Genomic DNA, 22715 nt, shown 5'->3' with positions numbered 1-22715 from the left:
GGTGCGGTTGCCGCATCGAGCGCTGCCCCCGTTTTTGCCAATCCGTGGGCGACATTGTCGGCGATGACCGGCGGCGCTCCGGCTGCCGCTTTGTGCGGTGCCGCCGCGGTTGCCGCAGCTGCTCAGGCGCCCGCGAATTGCGTGCTTCCGGTGACCGACGCTGCGCCGCCGGTGGCGCAAAGCGTGCCGCCGGCCCCGATCCCGGTTCCGCCGGTCGAGGCCGCGGGTGGTGGCTTGGCGTTCGACCCGCTGCTGCTTGGGCTCGGCGCCCTTGCCGCGGGTGCGCTCATTTACTTCCTGGTCCGCAAGAACAACAACAATTCCAACAGCCCGGCCTGATCAGGAACGTCATCGGTTAGCCCAGGATAAGGAGGCGTCATGAAGAGCCTGTATTTGGTACGCGCTGCCGGCGCATTGGCGCTCATGACCTCGCTTTCCGGAATTGCTTATGCGCAGGCATGGGTGCCGGGCAGCGAGATCGTCGGTCAGCCGGTCACGGTGACCACCAACGGCGTCAGCAACACCGTCTATCTGGATCCGGGCGGCTCGGCGCGGATCATGACCCCGGGCGGCAACACGGTCGCGGGGACGTGGAGCGCGGCCAATGGCCAGCTTTGCCTCAGCACCGGCGCGGCGCAGGAATGCTTCCCCTACGCGTCTCCGTTCCAGGCGGGACAGCCGCTGACCCTGACCAGCTCGTGCGGCTCGAGCGCGACTTGGCTTGCCTCGGCCACGAACACCGCCCTTCCGCAGGGCCAGCGCGGCGAACGCGGCCGATAAGCTAGATTATTTCCGGAAGGCTTGCGACTGACCTGTTTCGGTGGGCCCTGGTCCACGACTGCAAACCGGTGAGGCGCCACGGAAGCGATCCGTTGCGGGGTCAATCAACGACCGCGCCGCAAAGCTTACTCTCGCTTGATCCAAGCCAGGACTCAAGCAATTGCATTTCCAGCGGAACATTGAACTTGAGCCCGGCCTCGGCGCGCTCGAGCCAGCAAATGCGGGCCGCAATTGCGGCGAGGCCGGGCAGCCGAAGCATTACCGGCCCGCACGACGGGAGCGAAAGGCTCAAGCGGATGCGCGCGCCGGCGGGAGAAATATCGCACAGGCTTGCGGGGTAGCTCACATGGCCGACGATCAGCGTGACGGAGCCATCGATGCTTGTTCGCGGCATGCGCCGGCGGCGTCGAGGGTCGCTGAGGCCGCCTTGGCCAAAGGACGACAGATCGAGTGTCTCGTCGAGCTGGATGCCCGCGCAATTGCCCCGCGACCATGCCACCGTCCCTGAAATGCAATGGTCGCTCGCGAGCCGCAGGGAGACCTTGTCGCCGCGTTTGGCGGCGCGATAGAGCCTGATCTCGAGCCCTCGCGCCGACACATTGACGATCCGGCAAAAATGGGTCTTGCCGCAAATGTCGATCAGCGCTGCGCGGAGAACGGCGACCTGACGCCCGCCGGAACGCCGGTCGGCGCCTTGCACTACGCTCGTCTCATTTGCTCGTTTCGCTGTCACCATTCGGCCTGTCCTAAGGACGAAGGCCTTCGGCCGAGTGAATGGTCGCTCCGAAGTGGGGGTTTTCTCCGACATTCGGAGGAGCTGACGAAGTAGATGACCGAGCAGCAACGAGCGACGCCGCGTGATCGATGCGCACCGGCAAGTTGTGGCGTCTCATCCAGGAAGAGCCGAAATAAGAGGGAGCGGGTGCCCGAGCCGCACCCGCTCCAGCGATTCGGCCGCTGACAAGCGGTTTTTCCGACAGCGAATCCTATTTTGCAAGCTTCGGCGAAGGGAGCGTCGAACGCACCGGATCGGACCGATCGGCAAGCCGGCGGCAATACCTTCCTAATATGATCATATCATTCCGCACGCCTACGTGCGGAAACGAGGGGAGCGCCCACCGATACCATTCGGTGGGCGCTTTCGCTTTCAGCGGCTGAATCCCCGCTGCAATCGAGAGTCGCGCACTTCGCAACGGTTGGACGCCTTATTCTCCGCCTTCAAGTTGCGGTCGTGCGGGGAAGCCGAGCAACTTTCGTTGAAGCGCCCAGTCCATCGGAAGCGGCGCTTGCACGAGCTTGGTCTGCGTCAGCCCTGGAGGAATCGCACCATCGAGAATGCCGGTCACAATGTCGGGGGCAAGGTAGTTCAGACGCAACACCCGCGCGAACCGATGCGCTGTTTGGTTCACCTCCGCGGCAAGCTCGGGCAAACTCTTGTCGCGCTCGGCGTCAACGAGCGCCTGGAACTCACGCGCGTCCTTGATGAGCCGCTTGATGCCGGGGGCGGGGTGCGGGCCCGATCTGGGCTTTCTCGCCTCGATGGGCATCGCAAGCAGCCGGCCATATTGGATGGCCGTTGCAGGGACATCGATGAGGTGAGTCCGGGCCGGCCGAGGGCCGCCTCGATCGGGCTTGAAGATGCCGACGCCGTCCCATTTCAAATATCGCTCAGCCTCGCCGCAACGGATGACAATTTTTACGCGATCCAGCGATAGCTCTATTCGCGCGATCAGCGCGCGGAGAGCCAATCTGAGGCGGTCCCGCCGTGTTTGCGCCAATCGGTGGCCGACGAACTGGCAGCGCTTGGAAATGCGGTCGAGATCGGCATCATGGCACTGGAGCGAGAGAAGCATGGAGCGAATCTGCTCTCGATCGGAGAGGAAGCTTGCCAACGTCGTGACAACCAAGTCCTCGATCGCTTCGGCCCTCGCTCGGAGGCGCTTCAGGTTCTGGCGTTTTGCCCAGGCGCTTTGCCGGGATACGTAAGTGCGCGAGGGAATCTTGGAACGGCCTTCGATGAAAGTCCGGTTGACGCTCATCGGCCGTCCGAAGCAGTCGAACAGCAGGTCAGTGAGAATATGTTCCTTGTTCCGACCCGCTTTGATTCTTGCTTGCCGTGCGCGAATTTCCTGAACCTTGTCCCAGGTTTCGCGGTCGACGATCGGGGCGTGAAGCCCCTCGTACATCTCGTTCCGGTGCCGAATCTTCCCAAGGTAGATCGGGTTGCCGAGAACGTGGAAGACCAGGGCTTTCGTTATGGGCCGGCCGCCGGCGACATGGCCGGCACGGGTCTTCCATTTCTTGCCCCTGGTGTCGGCCGCGCGCAGCTCCTTGAAGACCAGCGTCAGATTGCCGGTTTCAATATATCGGTGGAACATCTGGCGGACGACTGCCGCCTCGGTCTCGTTCACGTGCAGGCGGTGACGGATCAAGTCGTAGCCTATTGGCGCAGGTCCGCCCGCCCACCGTCCGGCCTGCTTCGCAATACGGACCTTGTCGCGCAGCCGGTCCGAGCACATCTCGCGCTCGAACTGCGCGAAGGTCAGCAGGATATTGAGGATCAGCCGGCCCATCGAATCCGCGGTATCGAAATTCTGAGTGATTGAGACGAACACCACTCCATAGCGCTCGAAGAAGTCCGCAAGCCGGACGAAGTCCAATAATGTCCTCGTCATCCGGTCAAGCTTGTAGACGACGACCACGTCGACGAGACCCTGTTCAACATCGGCGAGAAGCTGTTGAAGCTGGGGGCGGTGAAGCGATGCACCGGAATATCCGCCGTCGTCATAATGTCTCGCGAGCTCGTTCCAGCCCTTGTGCTTCTGGCTTGTGATGTATGCCGAGCAGATAGCTCTCTGGGCCTCGAGCGTATTGAGCTCGCGCTCCAGACCCTGGGTCGTGCTCTTGCGGGTGTAGATCGCGCAACGCTTGTTGTGGGTCAGCTCCGCGAGAGAGGATCGGGCCATCGGTCTGTCTCCACCGAATGACGCCCCGCCGCATTGGGCGCTCTTCCCCATTCCTGTTCGTCTGACAATGTAGGATCTGAAGGATCCGCGATGACGAATCGGCGTTCCGGGGGCGCCGCTCTTGGAAGCTCCCTCAGTCTCCAGGATATTATGAACGGCAGGGGTCGAGCGCGGCTTTTAGGTGGCGGCCGGTGCCTCAGGCACACCGCCGCGAAAAAGCAATTGGCGCCACGATCTTCGCCTCGAGTAGCACGAACGCATCACCTCAAATCATGCGGCGGATGCGTTCCCGCGGGCTGTCTCAGGCTGGTCTTGGCTGGGCGCGAGCATTTCGACCTCGGCAGTAGTGCCAGCCTCCCGAAAACGCTCGAGGACCCGCATCGGAATAAGTTCATCGAAGTGCACACCGCATAGTCCATCAACCGCCCAAACGATTTTGCATAGGGTTTGAAACCCGTCGACGCGGAAAAGAGCCGCCCGTCCGAATGGTGGAACTGCTTGGCCGCGCAGCTTCGCTCCAGTGGCCGACAGGTCGATGACGTCGAAATATTGATAGGCGCTCATCGTCACGACCGACGCGGGGAGCAGGACTGGCAACCGCTGTGCGCGCCTTCGATTGAGGAAACCCCGTTCAGCGACACCCATCGTCCACTGCTCCCGCAACTGCGATCGCCTTCTCTACAGCAGGAGGGTTAAAGCTATTTTGTGTTGGCCCGTAAAAGTGGTGCTCGCCGGAAAATAGCGCATGCTTACTCGTGAACTAAACCCTGATTGCCGATTCCAAAGGCACGATGGCGAGCGCCAAACCAGCGTCCAAGGCGGCTCAGCTTTTGCCGAGCAGGAACCTTGGCACGACTTTGGCGAGCGCCGGCTTGCCGCGCGCTTCGCCATAGCGATATTCATAGCCGTAGCCGTAGCCGTAGCCCGAATGGCGGAAATCGATCTTGGCAAGGACTGCTCCGAGGATCCGCGCCCCGACCGCGCGCAACCGGCCGATCGCATGGCGCGCCTGCGTTGCCGAGGTCCGTCCGGCCTCGAAGACGAGGACGGTCGCCTCGACCGATCGCGACAGCAAGGGCGCATCGGCAAGCCCGAGGATCGGCGGCGCGTCGATGATCACATGGTCGAATTGCTTGGTCGCCTCCGCGATCAGCCGCGCAACACCGTCTCCCGAAAGAAGCTCGGCGGGATTGGGCGGCAGCTGGCCGGCAAGAAGCAGGTGAAGCCCTCGCTCGCTGCTTTCCGTCACATGGTCGGCGAGCCGCCCTTCCCCGGACAGGATATTGCTAAGGCCAGAGTCCAGCTCGCGGCTGAAAGTCTTGTGAAGGGAAGGGTTGCGCATGTCCCCGTCGATAAGGAGGACCTTCGAGCCGGTTCGCAACAGCCCGAGCGCCAGTGCGAGGCTTGTCGTCGACTTACCTTCGCCCGCTTGCGCACTCGTCAGCATGAAGGCTTTGGGGATGCCGTGATTGGTCGAGAATCGAAGGGCGGTAAGGATCGAGAAATAAGCTTCCGAAAGCGCTGACTTGGGCTCGAGCAAGGCCTTCTGGACATCCCTTGGCCCCGACAGCTTGGGGGTCGCCCCGAGGAGAGGAACCCCGAGCTTGGACGTGAAATCGCGAGGCAGCAGCTCGGCTTCCTTCAAATGCTCGAGGACGACCGCAACCGCGCAGCCCGTCAATAATCCGAGAACGAGCCCGAGAAGCAGGTTGAGGACGATATTGGGCTTATAGGCACGCTTGGGCGGCAAGGCCTTGTCGACGATCGAAATATTGTTGGTGCCGATGCCCCCGGCGATCCCGATCTCCTTGAACCGCTGCAGCAGCGCATCATACAGCGCGCGGTTCGTATCCACGTCGCGCTGGATGATATTATATTGGATCGAGCGGCCCTGCTCGCCGAGCAGCTGGAGCTTCAGGGCGTCGACCCGTCCCTGGATCGCCTGTTCAGCACCAAGGGCCTGGCGGTAGCGGCCTCCGAGGTCTTCCGTGACCGAGGTGCTGACGCGTGCCTGCTCGCGGCCGATTTGGCGGTCGAGCTCGAGGATTTGCGCACGGAGCGCGACGACGCTCGGATATTCGGGTCCGAAATCGCTTTCGAGCTTGCTGAGCTGCCCGGTGAGCTGCGCCCTTTCCTGGTGAAGTTCGTTGAGCGCCGAATTGGTAAGCGACTGGGCGGCGATGTTGCCGCCGGTGCCCGAGCGATATTGCGCCTCGGCCTGGGCCCGTTGCGCGCGCGCGATCGTCAGCTGCTGGCTCAGGCTTGCAAGATCGTTGGCGACGATCGACTGCTCGCTCGCGCTGTCGCCGCTGCCGCTCCTGACCTTGATGAGGCCTTGCCGCTGCGCATACTGGACCGCCTTGCGCTCGGATTCCTCGAGCCGAGTGCGAACGCTGTTCAAGCGATTCTGAAGAAAGTCCCGGGCATAAGCGGCCGCTTCGTAGCGGCGCATGAGGTTCGACTGGATGAAGTTTTCGGAGATCGAATTGGCGATTGCCGCCGCCATTTCGGGGCTGGGCGATTGATAGGTGACGTTGATGATGCTCGACATCCGGATGGGGGTGATGACCGTCCGCTCGTTCACTTTCTTGGTCGCGAGCTGATAGCGCTGGTCGCGAGGAAGGCCGCGCATCAACACCGCCTCGCCGGTGCTAAAGTCGCCGAGAAACGCGAAATTGTCGGCGAGGTTGAGCGTCTGGACGACCCGCTCGGACAGCGATCTGCTTTTGAGCACCGTATATTGAGTCTGGTAGAATTCCGGGTCGAAGCGCGCTTCCCCATTGTCGTTCTCGACGCCGCCCATGTTGATGACCTTGGCTTCATCGCGCGCGACCTGGACCATCGCGGTGCCGGCATATTGCGGACGGGTCAGCAGCGAGATGACAAGCCCGACCGCAAGCCCGAGCGCGGCGATGGCGAGGATGACCAGGCGCCAGCGGTAGAGCAGGCGGAGGTATCGCCGAAGGGCCGATTCCTCATCCTCCACCCCGAGATAGGGCGATGGCCCGTAGCTTGGCAGCGCAAGGTCGCCCGGCTCGGGCGGAAGCGCTGGCAGCGAGTGGGGCGGCAGATATTCGTTCAAGTTCGGAGAAATCCTCTAAAGGACCGGAATGAATTGCCCGAAGACCGGGAAGATGTTGCCAAAGTCCCTCATGAAGCGGCGGCTTGCGCTTTCCCCGACGACGACGATGTCGCTGGCGTAGATTTCAGGGTCGGGGAGGCGCCCGGCGCGAATGTCCTTGAGGCTGAACAACGCGCCCATCTTCTGCTTGTTGACGGTTCTGAAGATGACGACATTGTTGAGATTGGCAACCGTCCCGACGCCCCTTGCCGTTGCGATCGCCTCGAGCAAGGTCAACTTGCCGACAATCGGATAGAGACCCGGCTCGCGCACTGCTCCCTCGACCGCGAACGTCCGGCTTTTCGCCTTGACGATATTGACCGAAACCTGCGGGTTCTTGAGGTAGCGCTGGCGAAGATGGGACGCGATCTCTTCGGAAAACTCGGCCGGCGTGCGGCCGGCGGCCTGAATGGCGCCGGCGAGCGGAAGCGAGAAATTGCCCGCGGCATCGACCTCCGCCTCGCGGGCCAGCTCCGGCGCGCCGAAGACTTCGACCCGGATGACGTCCAACGGCCCGATCCGGTAATTGGTGAGGTCGATGGCGGTCTTTGGCTCGTCGGGCGGAGGAAGGCTGCCGGCCACCCGGACGGCGCTACTGCCCTCGCCAAGCTCAGGATCGGACGCGCAGCCGCCTGCCGTTAGTGCGCCCAGGGTGACAGCAATCGTTATCAATCTGCGCACGTTACGAGAGCTCCCCTCGCCCAGCTTCACGCGACCCGAAGAGGCCAAACCCATGGCGGCGCGCTTTGTGCCGTTCGCTTGAGAACATCAAGACCGGACGGCATTTCCCGAGGCAGGCTGGCATTGGCGGAAGGGGCGGCCGCAGCGTTTCTCAAGGCTTCGCCGCCATGCTATCTGGCGCATTTTCCGCCACTCTCTTTCGCAAAAGACAGGCAGCAGCGCTTGCTTCCCCAGGTTGAAGCTTCTCGATCAAAGCGCGGGCACCCGGCGCTTGGCCTGCCCAAACGGGCCGTTGACGTACTTTTTGCCGGCCTCCTCCTCATTCTCCTCTCGCCGCTCTTCCTCCTCGCCAGCCTCATCGTCCTTACAGCCGTCGGCCGCCCAATCCTGTTCAGGCAGAAGCGCCCGGGATTGCACGGCCGTCCGTTCAATCTCGTCAAGTTCCGCTCGATGACCGACCGGCGCGACGCCGACGGCGCGTTGCTGGAGGATGCAAAGCGCCTCGGCAGGGCGGGCCGCTTCCTTCGCGCGACAAGCCTCGATGAGCTTCCCGAGCTCATCAATGTTCTTAAAGGCGAAATGAGCCTGGTCGGCCCGCGGCCCCTCCTTATGGATTATCTCCCCCTTTATTCTCCCGAACAGCAACGCCGCCATGATGTTCGCCCCGGCCTTACCGGCCTGGCGCAGGTGAGCGGGCGCAACGCCCTCACTTGGCAGCAGCGATTCGCGCTCGACCTGCACTATGTCGATCGCTGGTCGTTGTGGCTTGACGCCAAGATCCTCGCGCTCACTGTCTCGAGAGTCGCGCGCGTGTCCGGAATTCGTCATCGGGACCATGCGACAAGTCCGAGGTTCGAAGGGAACGGAAAGGCGTCATGAGCTTGCTGTTGGGGATCTATGGCGCCGGGGGGTGCGGCCGCGGGATCCTCCCCGTCGCCAGCCAACAATTCGGCGCGCGCCCCGACAGCCGGCTGGTCTTTGTCGATGACGGCGTGCGCGCGATCGAGATCAACGGCCATGAGGTCCTTTCGTTCGAAGGCTTCATGGCAGTCCCTGCGGAGGAGCGCCGGATCGCGCTTGCGATCGCCTCGCCGCAACAACGGCAGGAAGTCGCCGAACGCTGCCTTGCGGCAGGCGCATCCTTCTTCGAGGTTCGCGCCGCCAATGCCATTGTCATGGATGAAGTGGCGATCGGCGAGGGCGCCCTCATCTCGCCCTTTGTGACCTTCACCAGCAACATCCGGATCGGGAGGCATTTCCACGCCAATCTTTATTCCTCGGTCGAACATGACTGCGTGATCGGCGACTATGTAACCTTCGCCCCCGGGGTCCGCTGCAACGGCAATGTCCATATCGCCGATGGAGCTTACCTCGGCGCGGGCGCGCTGATCCGGCAGGGCAGGCCCGGCCATCCGCTGCGGATCGGGGCGGGGGCCGTCGTCGGCATGGGCGCGGTCGTCACCAGGGACGTTCCCGCGGGCGCGACCGTGGTCGGCAATCCCGCCCGTTTGATGAAGGGCTAGGCCGCCGCCTTTTCGAAGACCTGCCGCAGCGCTTCGCAGCTCCGCTCGATATCGCTCTTGGTGAGCGTCGGGTGGGTCAGCAGAGCGATGCTGGTTTCGCCAAGCTCGCGCGCGACGGCAAGGCGGCTCGGCGGACGGAGGCCCGTGCCCTCGAACGCTTTTTCGAGATAGATTTCGGGGCAGCTTCCGTGGAAGGCGGGCAGGCCCAGGGCGTTGAGCTCGGCAAGGATTCGGTCCCGGTTCCAGCCAGGCTTCATGCCTTCCGGGCGGACGTAGAAGTAGAAACGGTAATAAGCATGAGTGAAGCCGGGCGGAGGGCGGGGCGCCCGCGCCGCGCGTTCAAAGCTGCTCAGCGCCGCGCGGTAAGCGCTTGCATGCGCGGTCCGCTTGGACGTCCAGTCTTCCATCCGTTTGAGCTGGATGCGTCCCAGGACCGCCTGGAGTTCGAGCATCCTGAAGTTGGTGCCGAAGCTTTCATGGACCCAGCGGAAGGCTTGTCCCGCCGACGGCTCCTGAATTGCCTCGAAACTCTTTCCGTGATCCTTGAAGGACCACATGCGCGACCAGAGCTCTTTGTCCCCGGTGACGACCATTCCGCCCTCGCCGCCGGTCGTGATGATCTTGTCCTGGCAGAAGGAGAAGGTGCCGATCTCCCCGAAGGTGCCGGTTTGCCGGCCTCCGATCCGAGCGCCGACGGACTGCGCGCAATCCTCGATGATTGCGATTCCGCTCGCATCGGCAAGCGATCGAAGCGCCCGCATGTCGCACGGCCAGCCGCCGAGATGCACGGGCAGGATCGCCTTGGTTCGCGGATTGATTAGCGGCTCGACGCTTGCCCTGTGCATGGTCCCGCTGTTCCGATGGACATCCGCAAAAATGGGAATGGCGCCGACGTTGACCACGCAGGACGCCGAGGCGATGAAGCTCCTTGGCGTGACGATCACTTCATCCCCGGGTCCAATGCCGAGGGCACGGAGCGCAAGATCGAGCGCCACCGTCCCGTTGAAGAGCGCGATCGCGTGACTTGACCCATTCCAGGCGGCGAACTCCCGCTCGAAGGCCTTCGTCTCATCGCCGGTCCAGCGGTTGACCCGGCCGGAGGCCAGAACATCGGCGACGGCCTGCAGTTCTTCCTCGCTGTAGGAGGGCCAGGGCGCAACTGGGCCGTTCAGCATGCCTTGCCTCTTGCATCCTCCGTTGCGAAGCCCAATCGTGCCTAGCTCCTGTTTTGCCGCCATGCCAGATTTCACCGATCCCATTTGCGCTATCGACACGGCGCCGGCGCCGAATGCGCTTCGCTCGTCACCCGAGACGATCCTCATCAATGCCCCTTACGCGCCCTCGCTGATCGGCTTTCGCGGGCCGCTCATCGAGGAACTGGTCGGCCGTGGCCACACCGTCCATGTCTCGGCCCCGCAGATCGGATCGAAAACCGCGTCGGCGCTTCATGCAATCGGCGCCATCCCCCATGAAATCCGCCTTGACCGGACCGGAACCAACGGCGTGAACGACGTCCGCTATTTTCTCGACATGCGGCGGCTTATGAAAGAAATCTCACCCGGCCTCGTTCTCAACTATGCGATCAAGCCCAACATCTGGGGCTCGCTCGCGGCGAAGACGCTTGGCATTTCGTCAGCGTCGCTGGTCACCGGCGTGGGACGGGCGTTCGACGCCGCGCCGGGCATGATGCCAAGGATCGTCCGGGCTTTCGCCCGCTTGCTGTATCGCGCCGCGACCGATGCAAACGAGATCGTCATCTTCCAAAATCCCGACGACCGCGACGATTTCGTTGCCCAAGGATGGCTCGCCGACGCCGCCAAGGCGCGGCTGGTCCATGGCTCGGGCGTCGATATGGACCATTATGCGCCGGTCCCGCTCGCCAAAGTCCCCGTCTTCCTTATGATCGCTCGGCTGATCGTCTCCAAGGGCGTGCGCGACTATGGCGAAGCTGTATCGCTGCTCCTTGGCCAGGGAAGCAAGGCGCGCTTCCTGCTCGCCGGATTCGCCGACGGCGGGCCCGGCGCAATCGCACCCGACGAGATTGCCCGCTGGCAGGCGGCCGGCCTTGAATATCTGGGACCGCTCGATGATGTCCGCCCGGCAATCGCCCAAGCAAGCGTGTTCGTCCTGCCCTCGCGCCGCGAAGGAACGCCGCGAAGCACGCTGGAGGCCATGGCCATGGGCCGTCCCGTCATTACCAGCGCTGCGCCGGGCTGCCGCCAGACGGTCGAGGACGGCGTGAACGGCCTGCTGATTCCGCCGTCCGACATGGCTGCCCTCGCTGCGGCAATGCGCCAACTCATTGACGCGCCCGAGCTTCGCGTGGCGATGGGAAAGCGAAGCCTCCAGATTTGCAGGGACCGCTTTGATGTCCGGCTGGTCAACCGCGACATGCTCCGCCACCTGAGGCTCGGCTAAGGTCGAAAGCCTCCTGCTCGCTTTCTTCGCTTCGCCTTGCCGAGCGACGGCGGATGCGGCATCGAGCCCGGCTCCGGAGTGTTTGACGTTCCATGCCCAGCAATCGCGCCAAGCGCCTGCTCTTCGTTCACGACCATCGCTTCCTCGTCGACGATGCCGGATCGGTGTTTACGTCAGGCTCGCTCCCGGCCCACGTCTGGACCCGATATCTCGAGACTTTCGAATGCATCGAAGTGCTTGCCCGTGATGGCGGTGCGCCGCCCGCAGGCCAGCAGCCGGCGCTCGCGAGCCGTGCCGGGGTGACCTTCAACCTCGTCCGCAATCTCGGCAGCCATTTGGAGCAGCTGATCCGGCCGAAAGCGCTGAAGCTGCGGATCCGGGCTGCGGTCGAGGGCTGTTCGGCGGCGCTCATTCGCCTGCCGAGCGAACTTGGGTTCCTTGCGGCCGCCGAATGCGAGCGCGCCGGCAAGCCCTATGCGATCGAGGTGGTCGGCTGCGCTTGGGACGGGATGCGAAACCATGGTTCGCTCGCCGGCCGGCTCTATGCACCTTTTTTCTACTGGCGGACGCGGAACGCCGTACAGCGCGCGCCCTTGGCGCTCTATGTGACGTCGCGCTGGCTTCAGCAGCGCTATCCGACGCGAGGACAGGCCTATGCCGCGTCGGACGTCGAGATCGCGCCGATGACGGCGGCCCGGGAAGCCGCCCGGCGCAAGCGCCTGGAGCGCATCGCCAAGGGCGAGCGCCCGATCCTCGGAACGGTCGCGAGCCTCCGGATCCGATCGAAGGGCGTCCAAACGGCCCTGGCGGCCTTGAGCGAGCTCAGGCGCGGCGGACTTGACCTTCGCTACCGCCTGCTCGGCACCGGCGATCCCGTGCAGTGGAAGAGGCTTGCGGCCGATCTCGGCATTGCCGACCTTGTTTCGTTCGACGGCGTTCGAAGCGCCGGCGATGGGGTTCGCAAATGGCTCGATCAAATCGACGTGCATCTCCAGCCCTCTTTCCAGGAGGGGCTGCCGCGCGCGACGATCGAAGCGATGAGCCGCGGCCTTGCCTGCATCGGTTCCACCGCAGGCGGCATTCCTGAGCTCCTTCCGGCCGATCGCCTGCATGCCCCGGGGGATAGCTCCGCCCTTGCCAGGCAAATCCGGGCGCTCGCGAACGATCCCAGCGCGCTCGCCCTTGCGAGCGCCCACGACCTTCGGGCTTCACGGTCCTTCGACCCGCGAGAGCTGGCGGGAATTCGCTCCGAATTTCTTGGCCGGTTGGCAGGGATGGTCCGCGCTTCGGGAGCCCATCCCTAGGTGAGCGGCCTCCTTCTGCTAGACCGGCGCGAGCTGATCTTCGGCGGCGGCGCGCTCGCCGGAACTGCCTTGCTTGCGCCGCCGCAGTCTTCGTTCCGGGGGGTCCAGGTTTCGATCGCCGAATTCGGTGCCGTAGCGGAGCCCGGTCACGACAATAGCCGCGCGATCCAGCAGGCCATCGATACCGTCAGCGCCAAAGGCGGCGGACTCGTCCTCGTTCCCGGGACTTATGAGTGCGGCGTGATCCGGTTGGCGGACGGCGTTACGATCCGCGGCGCAGGCGGCTTGCTCGTCAACGCCCGGATCATAATCCCCGAGGGCCGCCAGCAATGCGGTGTGGAGAAATTGGGAATCGTCGACCGGCGCGCGGATTCAGGTAGCTTTGCGCTCGACGTCGCCGGGAGCCACTGCAGCTTCGAGGACCTTGCGCTGGTCAAGGACCCCATCGCCGGCGGCTACCAGGCCTATGTGCGCCAGACGGCTTCGCACTGCCGTTTCTCCGGACTGACCCTCAAGGGGTCGAACGGCATCATGGTTGCGGGCCACGATCATCTGTTCGAGCGGTTCGACCTCCGATCGACCATGTCCAACCGGGTCGGCGGTGACGACGCCTTTGCGATCAAGGCGCCGGGCCGGTCGACGTACAATTTGACGATCCGCAACGGGATCGTCCGCGGCTTCGCGGCGATCGCTTCTTTCGGGTCCGAGGTCGGCACCGAGGGCGCGCTACCCGACAGCCACATTTATCTCCGCAACGTTGCAATCAGCGACGTCGAAGCCAAAAGCTGCGGTTCGCTGGTCTTTTTCAAGCCGGGGGCGCTCATCTACGACTGGCGCAATGGCTTGATCGAGGATGTGCGCCTCGAGCGGCTTCGGCTGACCGACGAACGGGGCGAGCGCTTCACCTGCGGGGTACGAATGATCGCGGCGCGCGGAGCGACGATCCGGAACGTCACGGGAAAACTGCTCGAGGTGCGGGCGAGGGCCAAAAACCAGGGCGTGCAGCCGACGGCGGCGATCGACCTGTCGCTGCTCGATCGAGCGGACGCGCGATTTGACGGCGTCGACCTTCAAATGCGGTTCACCGATCCTTATGCCGGGGCGCCGCACGGGCCGGAGGCTCCGGGTTATCCGGTCGATCACATTGTCCGGATCGAAAAGACCGACCCGCGGGCCGGGTCGATGCGCAACATCGCCCTTGATGTCGAGGGGCGCGGTTCGCGGTTCGGTGGCGTCTACATCGGTGCAGGCCTTGACGATGCCATAACGCTCCGGCGCGCGCACCTGTCGCGCGTCGGCTTGCATCCGCCGGCCTCCGTCGGCGGCGGCGGGATTTGGAGCGAGTCTAGGTTGCGGCTTGGCGACATTCGGGTCGATTCGCCCATCTTGCCGCGCTTTGGCGGCCATGCTCTAGCCGGCGGGCGCCGCCCATGAGCGCGGGATCAGGATTGATCGTGGACCTCAGCCAGCGTTATTCAGACGGCTCCTATCTCGCTCACAATCCCGGTTGGCACGCCGAACATGGGGCGATGAAGGCGCGCTGGATCGACGCCATCCTTAAGCGTAACGGGCTTGAACCCATGACGATCGCCGAAATCGGATGCGGGTCGGGCGAGCTTCTGGTCGAGTTGAAGGCGCGGCGGCCGCGCGCGCAGATCACCGGTTTTGAAATTTCGTCCCAGGCCTATGCGATATGCTCGGCCAAGCAGGCCGAAGGCCTCGAGTTCAGGCTCGAAAACCTGATCAGCGCCAGCGCCGGCCCGTTCGACCTTGTAATGGCGATCGATGTCTTCGAGCATGTTCCCGATTATCTCGGCTTCCTCCGGGAGTTGAAAGGCAAAGGGGGCCATACGCTGTTCCATATCCCTCTGGACCTTTCGGTCCAGGCGCTGCTTCGCGCCACCAGCTACCCGATCCTCCGCAACCAGACCGGCCATCTCCACTATTTCTTCAAATATACCGCCCTCGCGACCCTTCGCGACTGTGGGTATGAGATCCTCGACTGGACCTATACGAGAAGCTCCCAGGAGCTTCCCGGCAAGGGCCTCAAGACGAAAATCGCCAATGTTCCAAGAAGGCTCGTCCAACTCTTCAGCGAGGATTTGTCCGCGCGTCTGCTTGGCGGCTATTCGCTCATGGTCCTGGCGAGGTGAGCTTGTCCCGTTGGCTGGCCCGCCGGGGATGCGCGCCTCTGTAAAAGGAAAGCATGTCCCTGGGCCCGATCGGCTGCCCGCTCTTGCGACCGAGGAAGAAGACCGCCGATGCCGCGTCGCTCGCATATGCAGGCGGGATGAGCCGGTCGAGATAGCGGAGCCAGAAGAAGGCCATCTTCGCGGCGATGCCTGCGCCGACCGAGCGTGTAACGCCGCGAACCACATGCTCGATCGACCACAAGAGCTGGCTCGCGGCGCCGAGGACGACTCCTGAATCGATCAGCTCAAACTTTCTGAACAACCAGCGATGCCCGCTCTCGGTGAAACGCGTGAAGTCATAGGCGCCTTCATGGACGTGCTGCAGGAACGGCGTTTCGGCATAGACAATGCCAGCGGGCTTCAGCACGCGATCGATCTCCCCAACGACGGCCCAGGGATCGAGAACATGCTCCAACACGGCCTGGATCCAGACCGCATCGACGCTTGCGTCGGCGAGCGGGATCCGGTGCGCATCGGCGATGAATTGGGTAAGCGTCGATGCATAGATGTCGAACGCAATCAGCTCGATGTTCCTGGCCGCGTAGAGCGAGGCGGTGCCCTCGCCCTGCGATCCACCTCCGACGATCAGGATGCGGGGCTTCGCGGCGAGCCGGCCAGCAAGCTTCAGGAACGCTTGCGCGTTGGTTTCGGCACGCCGGTTTTGCGGCAGCAGGGCTTGGACAAGGCGGCGCTTGAGGCCGCCGCTTCCTCTTCGAATGTTGCTCGCGCCGCCGCTGGCCCTGACTTCGTCCTCGTCAAGGATGCTGGTCGCGAAGTCGACCAGCACCGGCTGGCCCTCGATCATCGGATAGTTGTGCAGGCAGTCGGTGCAGCAAAGACCTATCCGGGAGGCCTCGAGCGGCGCGCGGCAGCGTGGGCAGACGAAGTCCGCGAGAATGGAATCGGGCGGCACGAGGTTCGCAGGGCTCGCCTCCGGCGGGCTCGTCATGGCCGGACCGTCGCCCGGCTGTCGCGCGGCTTCTGAGGCGAACGCCGTGTCGGCTTGCGGAGCAGAACCAGGCTGACCCGATAGGACCGGAAGAGCCATAGGAGCCGGCTCGCGTTGGCCCTCCACTGGCCCGGCCGGTAGAGCGGAACTGCAACCCGCGCCGCCTGGCGGAAGAGTCGAGACCAGCGCGCGCCGGTTTCGCCAAGGTCGCGCCAATAGCTGCCCGCCTCGATCTCGGCGGATCGGACGACCGTCCAATCGGGCAGCATGGCGGCAAGCTCTTCGGGGTTGAGACGGAGCATCGTGTCGATCGGGTCGGGATGATAGGGATAGGATGATGGGACGGAGAAGATGCCGAAGCCGCCATCCTCTGCAAGGTCGGCGCAAGCTCGGGCGAAGGGCGCAGGCTCGGCGAGATGCTCCAAAAGGTTGCTGCACAAGAGAAGCGAGGCTCGATATTCCCGGAGACGCTCGCGAAAGGCGGGATCGAGTAGGTCGCCCACTTCATCGACGCCCTCGGCGCTCTTCATGTCGCAATGGACGAACCGCATGCCCTCGGCCTCGAGCGGCCTTATCAGCCGCTGGGCAATATGCGGTTGCTGCTCCTCCCGGAACATCCTCGTCGAAGAGCCGATGTTGAGGCAGACGGCGCCTGGAGGAAGTCCGAGGTCGCGGATCCAGCGGGCGAGCGTTTCAGCTTCGTCATTGCGCATCGCGAGCCCCTAGCGCCCGCTGGCAATGGAAGATCAAGAGCAGGGCGAACAGGAGCTGGGCAAGCGCGGTTCCGGTCGTAGTCAGCGCCCACGTTAGTGGGACGACGGCGATGAGGAAGGGAAGAAGCGCGAGGACATAGAGGTGAAACAAATGTTTGGGCCCGATTGCCACCTGGACGTACATGGAAAGCGTGTGGCTGACGAGCTGCGCCGCGGCGGCCCCGGTCAGAATCACCAGCGGCATCCAGGCGCTTTCGAAATGGACACCGAACAATAATCTCAAGGCCGGCCGGCCAAGGAGCAAGGCAGCGACTACGGCAATGGTCCCGAGGGCTGCGCTCAGCCGCAAGATCCGCCGGCGGATCCGCCTTGCTCCATCTTCCTCGCCATGAGCGGACATGGCCGAGATTTCGGGGAAGGCGGCCGAGGCATAGACCGCGTTGAACTTGCGAAGGACGCCGGCGAGTTGCTTTGCGACATTATAGGCGCCCGCCGCTTCGATCGAAACTGCGGCCCCGACGAGGAGGGAATCGCCGTTGATGCGAATGGCCTCGATGCTGGCCATGCCCCAGGTCGTCCAGCAATAAGCAAGGAAGGTTCTGACTTCGCCGGGCTTCATCCGGCCTAAGTGGAGCGCCACCGGAATTCGAGCCCGGCGTGCGAGGTGGAGCGCCGCAATCAGCGGAAGCTGGCTATTGAGCACGTAAAAGATCGCCCAGGTCCAGCAATAAGCCCCGAACGGCGCACGGGTCGCCGTGAGGCAAGCCATCGCGCCCAACAGCGCGGCCGCGCACCCCGCCTGAATGAGGCTCAAGAGGCCGAACCGGTCCAGCAGCCGGAAGATGCCGTTGGCCGTCAGATAGCCGCTAAACAGCAGCGAGGCGGCGAAAGGAGCTGCGTTCTGCCACTGCTCGAGCTCGATCGCGAGCCACGGCCCAGCAAGGGCCAGAAAGGCGAAGGAGCCAATCGCGGCGGCAAGCGCTGCAAGCGCATCCAACAATAGCCCAAGCCCGATGATCCGCCCCAATCGCGCCTTGTCGCCGTCGGCCAAGGCTGTTGCGCCAAGCTTCAGGATTGGTTGCTGGGTTGCGAACGACATGAATGCCGCGACCATGAGGGTTGCCGACTGGAAAAGGATGAGAACGCCGAACGCGGCCGGGGAGAGTGCTCGAGCGCTCAAGACGAGTGCGAGCATCATGAACATCGCCGAGGCGATCGTCCCGGTTCCAAGATAGGCGAAATTGCGGACAAGGCGGCGATAGATTGAGCCGTCATCAAGGTTCGAGGGGGAGCGGACCTCGCCGGGCATCAACGGTCCCTCGAATGGCGGTAAGCGCGCTCATGGCGCTCGATGACCCTGTCGGGATCGAACAGCTCCCGCGCCGCGGCGACTCCCGCAGCGCCCGCAGCTGCCCGGGCGAGGGGATCCATCGCGAAGCGGATGAGCGCTTCGGCCATCCCCGCATAATTCCCCTGGTTTACGACCTCGCCCGCACCCCGCGACTTTTCTTCGAGGAGCTCGCGGGCCGAGCAGACATCGAAGCTGACCACAGCCCGCCCGCAGCTCATCGCCTCAATCATTCCGCGCATGAGGCCTTCATGGCGCGAGGGGACGGCAATGACGGCCGCACGCGCATAAAGATCGGCCATGCCGGCCTGATAACCAAGGAAGCGGACATGACCTGAAAAAGGCGCCGCGGCGACGGCGCACTTCCTTGCATAAGGCTCTGTCGCGGGCTCAAAATCGCCCGCAAACCAGGTCTCGATGCCGCGGCTCGCCAGTGCTGGAACGGCGTGTCGGATAAATTCGAGCTGGCCTTTCTTGGGCCAGAATATCGAGGGCACGAGGACCACCGGCGGGTCGTCACGCTCCCCGGCCGGCGCCGGCGCAAAACGCTCAGGATCGACGATGGAATATGTGACGCTGAACGATGAAGCGGCGTTGGGAGCGATTCCGCGCCAGCGTTCCGCCATGTCTTCCGACAGATAAAGGACATGATCGGCCGCAGCGAAGATCAGGCGGTATCTGAGTCTTGGTGGCTTCCTTGCCGGTTCGAGCGTGTCGCGAAGGTTGAGGACAAGAGCGGCGCCGCAGAGCTTTGCCGGCAAGAGCCCGAGCTGGAACGCCAGCGGGTCATTGAAGTGAACGATGCGCGCGCCGCTCGCTTGAAGGATGGTCCACACTTGCCGATGGTAGCGGCGATAGGTCGACAAGATCGCCGCGGGGTTGCGCAACAATCCTTGCGAGGCCTGCTCGGCAACGACATGGACCTCGATCCCCGCCTCGCGCCACCTGTGCGAGAATGAAGTCTCAAGGTTGGTGAGCACGATTGGCCGGTAGTGCTTGAGCCGCGCCATCACTTGCGAAATGCTCTCAAGGCCCCCGTTGGCGCGAGCCTCGCCCTGGAGAATGAGAAACAGGACCGGCTCCTTCATCCCTTGAGCGCAAGCTCTTCGCGATAGACGCCGTGGAGGTCGCGGACGCAGCGCTCGATGCCGAAGGCGCTTTGGTCGACCTGATTGCGCCACGCTTGCGCATCACTCTTCGGCATTGCGAGGAGCTCGGCGCTGCGCCTTGCCCAAAGGTCTTCGCCCGCCCCGAGCGGGAGGACATGGAAACCCTCCTTCACCACCGCCGCCTCCCGCGGCACCGTATCGGATGCGAGGACCGGCGTTCCAGCCGCCTGCGCTTCGACGCAAACGATGCCAAGGCCCTCGCTGAACGATGGGAAGAGGAAAAGATCGAACAGAGCCATATAGGCCGCAATATCCCGGGTCGATCCGGCGAACCGAAGCCGGTCGGCGACGCCCAGCGCTTCGCCGAGCTTGCGTACCTCCGGCTCGAGTGAACCCCGCCCAACCATCACCAGCCGCGCCTCGGGATCTGCACGCGCGAGGCGCGCGAAGACCTTGAGGAGGAAGTCGTGGTTCTTGACCGGATCGAAACGCCCGACATGCCCGACGACCCGGTTCCCCGGCCGAAGGTCGAGACTCCGGCGAAGCGCCGCGGCGCGGGCTTCGGCGCCGTCGAAGCTTGAAAAATCGAATCCGTAAAGAAGGATCGAGCAATCCTTATGCCTCTGCCACCCGGGGCCGGCGATGTCCTCGATCGCGGTCTCGGTAATCCCGATGCGGCGCGTTGCCGTCAATTTCGTGAGGACCATATTCGCGCGCCGGAGGAACGCTTCCCGGCCGCCCGTGAAATCAGGGCCGGCGCTTCGCGCATCGTGCTGATGGGCGATGCGGGCCGGGACACGGGCAAGCGCTGCGACGGCAAGGATTGCTCCGCCAATGCGCGACGAATGGGAATGAACGGCGGCAAAGGGCCCTTCACGCCTCAGGAAGTGATAAAAGCGGGGAAGCCAGGAGAACCAGCTTCGCCCCTTCACGACCTTGTGGATCCGGACCCCGAGCGACCGCGCTTCTGCCTCATAGGCGCCTGGTTTCTCGACCATCAGCAAGAGCTCGTGGGCGACAACGGACGCGCGATCGTGCCGCAGCACATGCATCAGCCAGCTCTCGATCCCGCCCAGCGGGAGGCTCTTGAGGACGTGGAGGACCCTGGGCTTCGCCGCATCCGCGACGCTGCCCCCGTTAGCTGGCGCGGGCGTTCTGCTCACGCCGGTCCCACGATACGGCTTGGCGTCGCCGGCCGTATCTCCGGTGCCCGACGCGCCCGCGCTGCGAAAGGGATCGCCAGTCCGAGGGTGAGCAATAGCAACGCAGTTTGCTGCTGGAACAGCACAAGGTCGTCGGTCGACAGATGGAAGGCGGTGACGAACAGCACGAATGCCGCGATCGCGAACGGATTGTCGTGGCGCACGATATAGAAATGATGGGCCCGGCGAATGATCGCGCCATAGAGCAGGAACAAGAGGATCACGCCGAGGATCCCGAAATTCCAGTGGGCTTCGGCCACGGAGTTGACAGGCACCGTCAGACCTTCGCGGACCTCGCCCAGGAAATTCTGCGCATAGAGCGAGCCCGCGCCGCGCGGCTTTTCCGGCCAGATCCAACGCGGAACAAACGCGAAGACGGCGGCGGCGTAAGAACTGCCGAGGAGCGGGCCGCCCATGAGCTCCTGGCCTTGCGAGATGACCGGAACGGTCGACTCGAGCGAGCGGCGGAGCTCGATCTCCTCTTCGACGCGGCTTAGCATGTCGCTCGTATCGGCCGCCTCGATCGCTTGCCCGGCGCCTTCGCCGCCGAAGCCGGCGGTGCGGATGATGTTGAGCGCGCCGAACGCAAGGAAGAAGGCCGGGACCATGATCAGCGCCAGCCGCCACGGGATCCGGCGCGTCCTCAACGCCCACGCGAGGCCGACCATGATGAACGCGGCAAACGCAGCGCTGCGCGCCCCATTGCTCATGAATTGCGCCGCCGCGACGAGCAGCATCGAGACGATGAACAAGGGCCGTCGCGCATCCTCGGGTCGGGCGGCGACCCACACGATGATCGCAACCAGGCCAAGATCGACCGCCGCCACCAGCGGGCCAAGGCCGGCCATCGAGCGGAACCGGCCGCGCGCCATGTCGGCGAAGTGGAGGGCAAGCCCGCCCCGCATCGCAATCAGAAGGAGGAGGATGGCAAGGCTGGCCGCAATGAGCCCGACCGCGAGCGCGCGCAGGCGCTTGCCGTCGAACGCGATGCGGGGTCGCCACAGTTGATCGTTGGGGGGCGTCCGCTCGCGTGCGAAGGCGAAGCCCGCATAGGTCGCGAGCAGCGCAAGGAGCGCGCAAAGGTTCGACCAGGCAACTGCCACCCAGATATCGGGGCCGGGCGCCCAACCCAGGCCAGCATAATAAGGCGGCGTCACCTGCTCGCCCAAGAGAAGTCCGCCAAGACCGCCCAGCTCGTCGATGGTGCGCGGCATGGCGACGAGGAGCGGCCATAGCAGGACCGTCAGGATCAGCGGATGAAGGATGCCCAACGGATGGCGCGCATAAGCGACGAGCGGCGCGATCCGGGCAATGTCGACCGCGATCGCAAGCAGGATGGCAATGGTGAATGCCGCATCGCCGCCGCCTTGCAGGCCGAACAGCGCCGCTTGCAGGCCGCGGACCAGCTCGCCGGTCAGCAAAATGTAGGCGATGAGCAGGGCTTGGAACACGCGCGGCACCGCCGGCGGCGCCCGGCCGGCGCTTGTCGAGGGGGGCGGGCCCGCTTCATGCGGCATTGGAGCCTCGCTCATGGCTTTATCATCAGGCGCACGGTGTGAGTCACATAATGGAGCCAGGGTTTTTGCTCCGCGAAATATTCGTCGACGGCTTTGCGCGCTCCAGCCCATTCGCCATAATCGTCGATGATCAGGACGCCTCCACTGGAGAGCCTGGGATAGAGCGCTTCAAGCTCCGTTTTGGTGCTTTCGTAAAAATCGGTGTCGAGGCGGAGGATGGCGATCCTGCCAGGCAGATTTTCGGGATGCCCAAGCGTCTCTTCGACTGGGCCCTTGATCATCTTGAGACGGTCATTTCCGACGCGCGCCTTGAAGTTTCCAAGGACCTCCGCCTCGGACGCCAGGCACCATTGGTTGCGGTCGCGGCGCTGGAGCTTTGCGTGCTTCCTGGGAACGTCGAAGGATTCCGCTGGCTTGAAGTCCGCTGCGGTCGGCGCCGTCATTCCGGAAAAGGTATCGAACGCCCAGATTGCGCGCTCGAACCCGAGCTCTTTCCTGAGCAATCCCGCAAGGACGAGATTGCCGCCGCGCCACACTCCGCACTCGACAATATCGCCCAAGATTCCGTTCGCTTCGATATGGCGGATCGCCTGGATCAGCTCCCATTGCGCAATCGGCGAGGTCATGGAGAGGCCCTCGACCGCTCCAAGCAGCGCTCTGTCGGAAGCGCCAAGCTCCGGGATCAGCGGAGTTCCGCTGAGCTTGGCCCCGAGCGCGGTAAGATAGCGGGCGAGATAGGCACGCATGCGCTAGGGGCTCACAAGCTTCAAATGACGCGAAAAAGTCGCAAGCTCTGTTGGCCGGGCCGCTTGCCTTGTCAACGTCGCCCTCCCACCCATGTGACCTTCGGGCGCGGCTGCGCGTAGCTGCTCGCCGAACGGCCCTGGAGTCT

The 22715-nt window shown here is 64.0% G+C and carries 20 protein-coding genes and 1 pseudogene; 8 read left to right on the top strand and 13 right to left on the bottom strand.

Annotation, left to right across the window (positions count from 1 at the left end; translation table 11 throughout):
- Both N539_RS0108155 and N539_RS0108150 read left to right on the top strand, forming a co-directional pair.
- A pseudogene (locus N539_RS0108155) lies at nt 1–339 on the top strand (hypothetical protein); the annotation flags it as partial.
- 39 nt (nt 340–378) lie between these two features.
- The gene (locus N539_RS0108150; RefSeq protein WP_028969871.1) at nt 379–780 is read left to right on the top strand and encodes a hypothetical protein; all 402 of its coding nucleotides are present in this window, start codon (nt 379–381) and stop codon (nt 778–780) included.
- 100 nt (nt 781–880) lie between these two features.
- Here the strand turns inward: N539_RS0108150 and N539_RS16120 are convergent, their stop codons facing one another.
- From N539_RS16120 to N539_RS0108125, 5 genes are all read right to left on the bottom strand, one after another.
- The gene (locus tag N539_RS16120; RefSeq protein WP_197018381.1) at nt 881–1516 is read right to left on the bottom strand and encodes a PilZ domain-containing protein; all 636 of its coding nucleotides are present in this window, start codon (nt 1514–1516) and stop codon (nt 881–883) included.
- A gap of 469 nt (nt 1517–1985) precedes the next feature.
- Complete coding sequence (locus N539_RS0108140; protein WP_028969870.1) at nt 1986–3746, bottom strand: recombinase family protein; 1761 nt, start codon at nt 3744–3746, stop codon at nt 1986–1988.
- A gap of 270 nt (nt 3747–4016) precedes the next feature.
- Nucleotides 4017–4391, bottom strand: coding sequence for a PilZ domain-containing protein (locus N539_RS0108135; protein ID WP_156029834.1), 375 nt, complete (start codon nt 4389–4391; stop codon nt 4017–4019).
- A 178-nt stretch (nt 4392–4569) separates the two neighbouring features.
- Nucleotides 4570–6828, bottom strand: a complete 2259-nt coding sequence (locus N539_RS16115) for a GumC family protein (protein ID WP_051531639.1) — start codon at nt 6826–6828, stop codon at nt 4570–4572.
- A gap of 15 nt (nt 6829–6843) precedes the next feature.
- The gene (locus tag N539_RS0108125; protein ID WP_197018379.1) at nt 6844–7548 is read right to left on the bottom strand and encodes a polysaccharide biosynthesis/export family protein; all 705 of its coding nucleotides are present in this window, start codon (nt 7546–7548) and stop codon (nt 6844–6846) included.
- A gap of 78 nt (nt 7549–7626) precedes the next feature.
- Between N539_RS0108125 and N539_RS0108120 the strand changes: the two genes are divergently transcribed.
- Together N539_RS0108120 and N539_RS0108115 are read left to right on the top strand one after the other, a co-directional pair.
- Nucleotides 7627–8427 carry a sugar transferase gene (locus N539_RS0108120; protein WP_331280081.1) on the top strand — a complete coding sequence of 267 codons (801 nt, stop codon included), beginning with the start codon at nt 7627–7629 and terminating at the stop codon, nt 8425–8427.
- On the top strand, nt 8424–9071 hold the full coding sequence (locus N539_RS0108115; protein ID WP_028969866.1) for an acetyltransferase: 648 nt from the start codon (nt 8424–8426) through the stop codon (nt 9069–9071). Before N539_RS0108120 ends, N539_RS0108115 begins: the two co-directional genes overlap by 4 nt.
- Here N539_RS0108115 and N539_RS0108110 read toward each other — a convergent pair.
- A complete protein-coding gene (locus N539_RS0108110) occupies nt 9068–10246 on the bottom strand; it encodes a DegT/DnrJ/EryC1/StrS family aminotransferase (RefSeq protein ID WP_028969865.1) in 1179 nt (392 codons plus the stop codon). The genes N539_RS0108115 and N539_RS0108110 overlap by 4 nt on opposite strands.
- A gap of 61 nt (nt 10247–10307) precedes the next feature.
- Between N539_RS0108110 and N539_RS0108105 the strand changes: the two genes are divergently transcribed.
- The 4 genes from N539_RS0108105 to N539_RS0108090 all read left to right on the top strand — a co-directional run bounded on the left by N539_RS0108105 (nt 10308) and on the right by N539_RS0108090 (nt 14946).
- Entirely contained in the window at nt 10308–11489 is a 1182-nt protein-coding gene (locus tag N539_RS0108105; protein WP_081774264.1) for a glycosyltransferase family 4 protein, read from the top strand.
- A gap of 92 nt (nt 11490–11581) precedes the next feature.
- The gene (locus N539_RS16110) at nt 11582–12793 is read left to right on the top strand and encodes a glycosyltransferase family 4 protein (RefSeq protein ID WP_051531637.1); all 1212 of its coding nucleotides are present in this window, start codon (nt 11582–11584) and stop codon (nt 12791–12793) included.
- Nucleotides 12794–14227 carry a hypothetical protein gene (locus tag N539_RS0108095; RefSeq protein ID WP_028969863.1) on the top strand — a complete coding sequence of 478 codons (1434 nt, stop codon included), beginning with the start codon at nt 12794–12796 and terminating at the stop codon, nt 14225–14227. It abuts the gene before it with no gap.
- Nucleotides 14224–14946, top strand: coding sequence for a class I SAM-dependent methyltransferase (locus N539_RS0108090; RefSeq protein WP_051531636.1), 723 nt, complete (start codon nt 14224–14226; stop codon nt 14944–14946). Before N539_RS0108095 ends, N539_RS0108090 begins: the two co-directional genes overlap by 4 nt.
- Here N539_RS0108090 and N539_RS16105 read toward each other — a convergent pair.
- Genes N539_RS16105 through N539_RS16090 form a run of 7 tightly spaced genes read right to left on the bottom strand, consistent with a single transcriptional unit; the run spans nt 14927 to nt 22569 of the window.
- A complete protein-coding gene (locus tag N539_RS16105; protein ID WP_081774263.1) occupies nt 14927–15934 on the bottom strand; it encodes a class I SAM-dependent methyltransferase in 1008 nt (335 codons plus the stop codon). The two genes, N539_RS0108090 and N539_RS16105, sit on opposite strands and share 20 nt — an antisense overlap.
- Nucleotides 15931–16647, bottom strand: a complete 717-nt coding sequence (locus N539_RS16100; RefSeq protein WP_051531634.1) for a hypothetical protein — start codon at nt 16645–16647, stop codon at nt 15931–15933. The genes N539_RS16105 and N539_RS16100 overlap by 4 nt, the downstream gene beginning before the upstream one ends.
- Entirely contained in the window at nt 16637–17956 is a 1320-nt protein-coding gene (locus N539_RS0108075; RefSeq protein ID WP_028969861.1) for a lipopolysaccharide biosynthesis protein, read from the bottom strand. Before N539_RS0108075 ends, N539_RS16100 begins: the two co-directional genes overlap by 11 nt.
- Nucleotides 17956–19083 carry a glycosyltransferase family 4 protein gene (locus N539_RS16095; RefSeq protein ID WP_051531633.1) on the bottom strand — a complete coding sequence of 376 codons (1128 nt, stop codon included), beginning with the start codon at nt 19081–19083 and terminating at the stop codon, nt 17956–17958. The genes N539_RS0108075 and N539_RS16095 overlap by 1 nt, the downstream gene beginning before the upstream one ends.
- The gene (locus tag N539_RS18765; RefSeq protein ID WP_028969860.1) at nt 19080–20267 is read right to left on the bottom strand and encodes a glycosyltransferase; all 1188 of its coding nucleotides are present in this window, start codon (nt 20265–20267) and stop codon (nt 19080–19082) included. Before N539_RS18765 ends, N539_RS16095 begins: the two co-directional genes overlap by 4 nt.
- The gene (locus tag N539_RS18760; RefSeq protein ID WP_028969859.1) at nt 20264–21838 is read right to left on the bottom strand and encodes an O-antigen polymerase; all 1575 of its coding nucleotides are present in this window, start codon (nt 21836–21838) and stop codon (nt 20264–20266) included. The genes N539_RS18765 and N539_RS18760 overlap by 4 nt, the downstream gene beginning before the upstream one ends.
- A complete protein-coding gene (locus tag N539_RS16090; protein WP_051531632.1) occupies nt 21835–22569 on the bottom strand; it encodes a TylF/MycF/NovP-related O-methyltransferase in 735 nt (244 codons plus the stop codon). The genes N539_RS18760 and N539_RS16090 overlap by 4 nt, the downstream gene beginning before the upstream one ends.
- Nucleotides 22570–22715: the final 146 nt, after the last annotated feature.

The sequence above is a fragment of the Sphingomonas sp. URHD0057 genome, assembly GCF_000620665.1.
Taxonomy (GTDB): Bacteria; Pseudomonadota; Alphaproteobacteria; order Sphingomonadales; family Sphingomonadaceae; genus Sphingomicrobium.
This window is presented reverse-complemented; position numbering and strand designations above follow the sequence as displayed.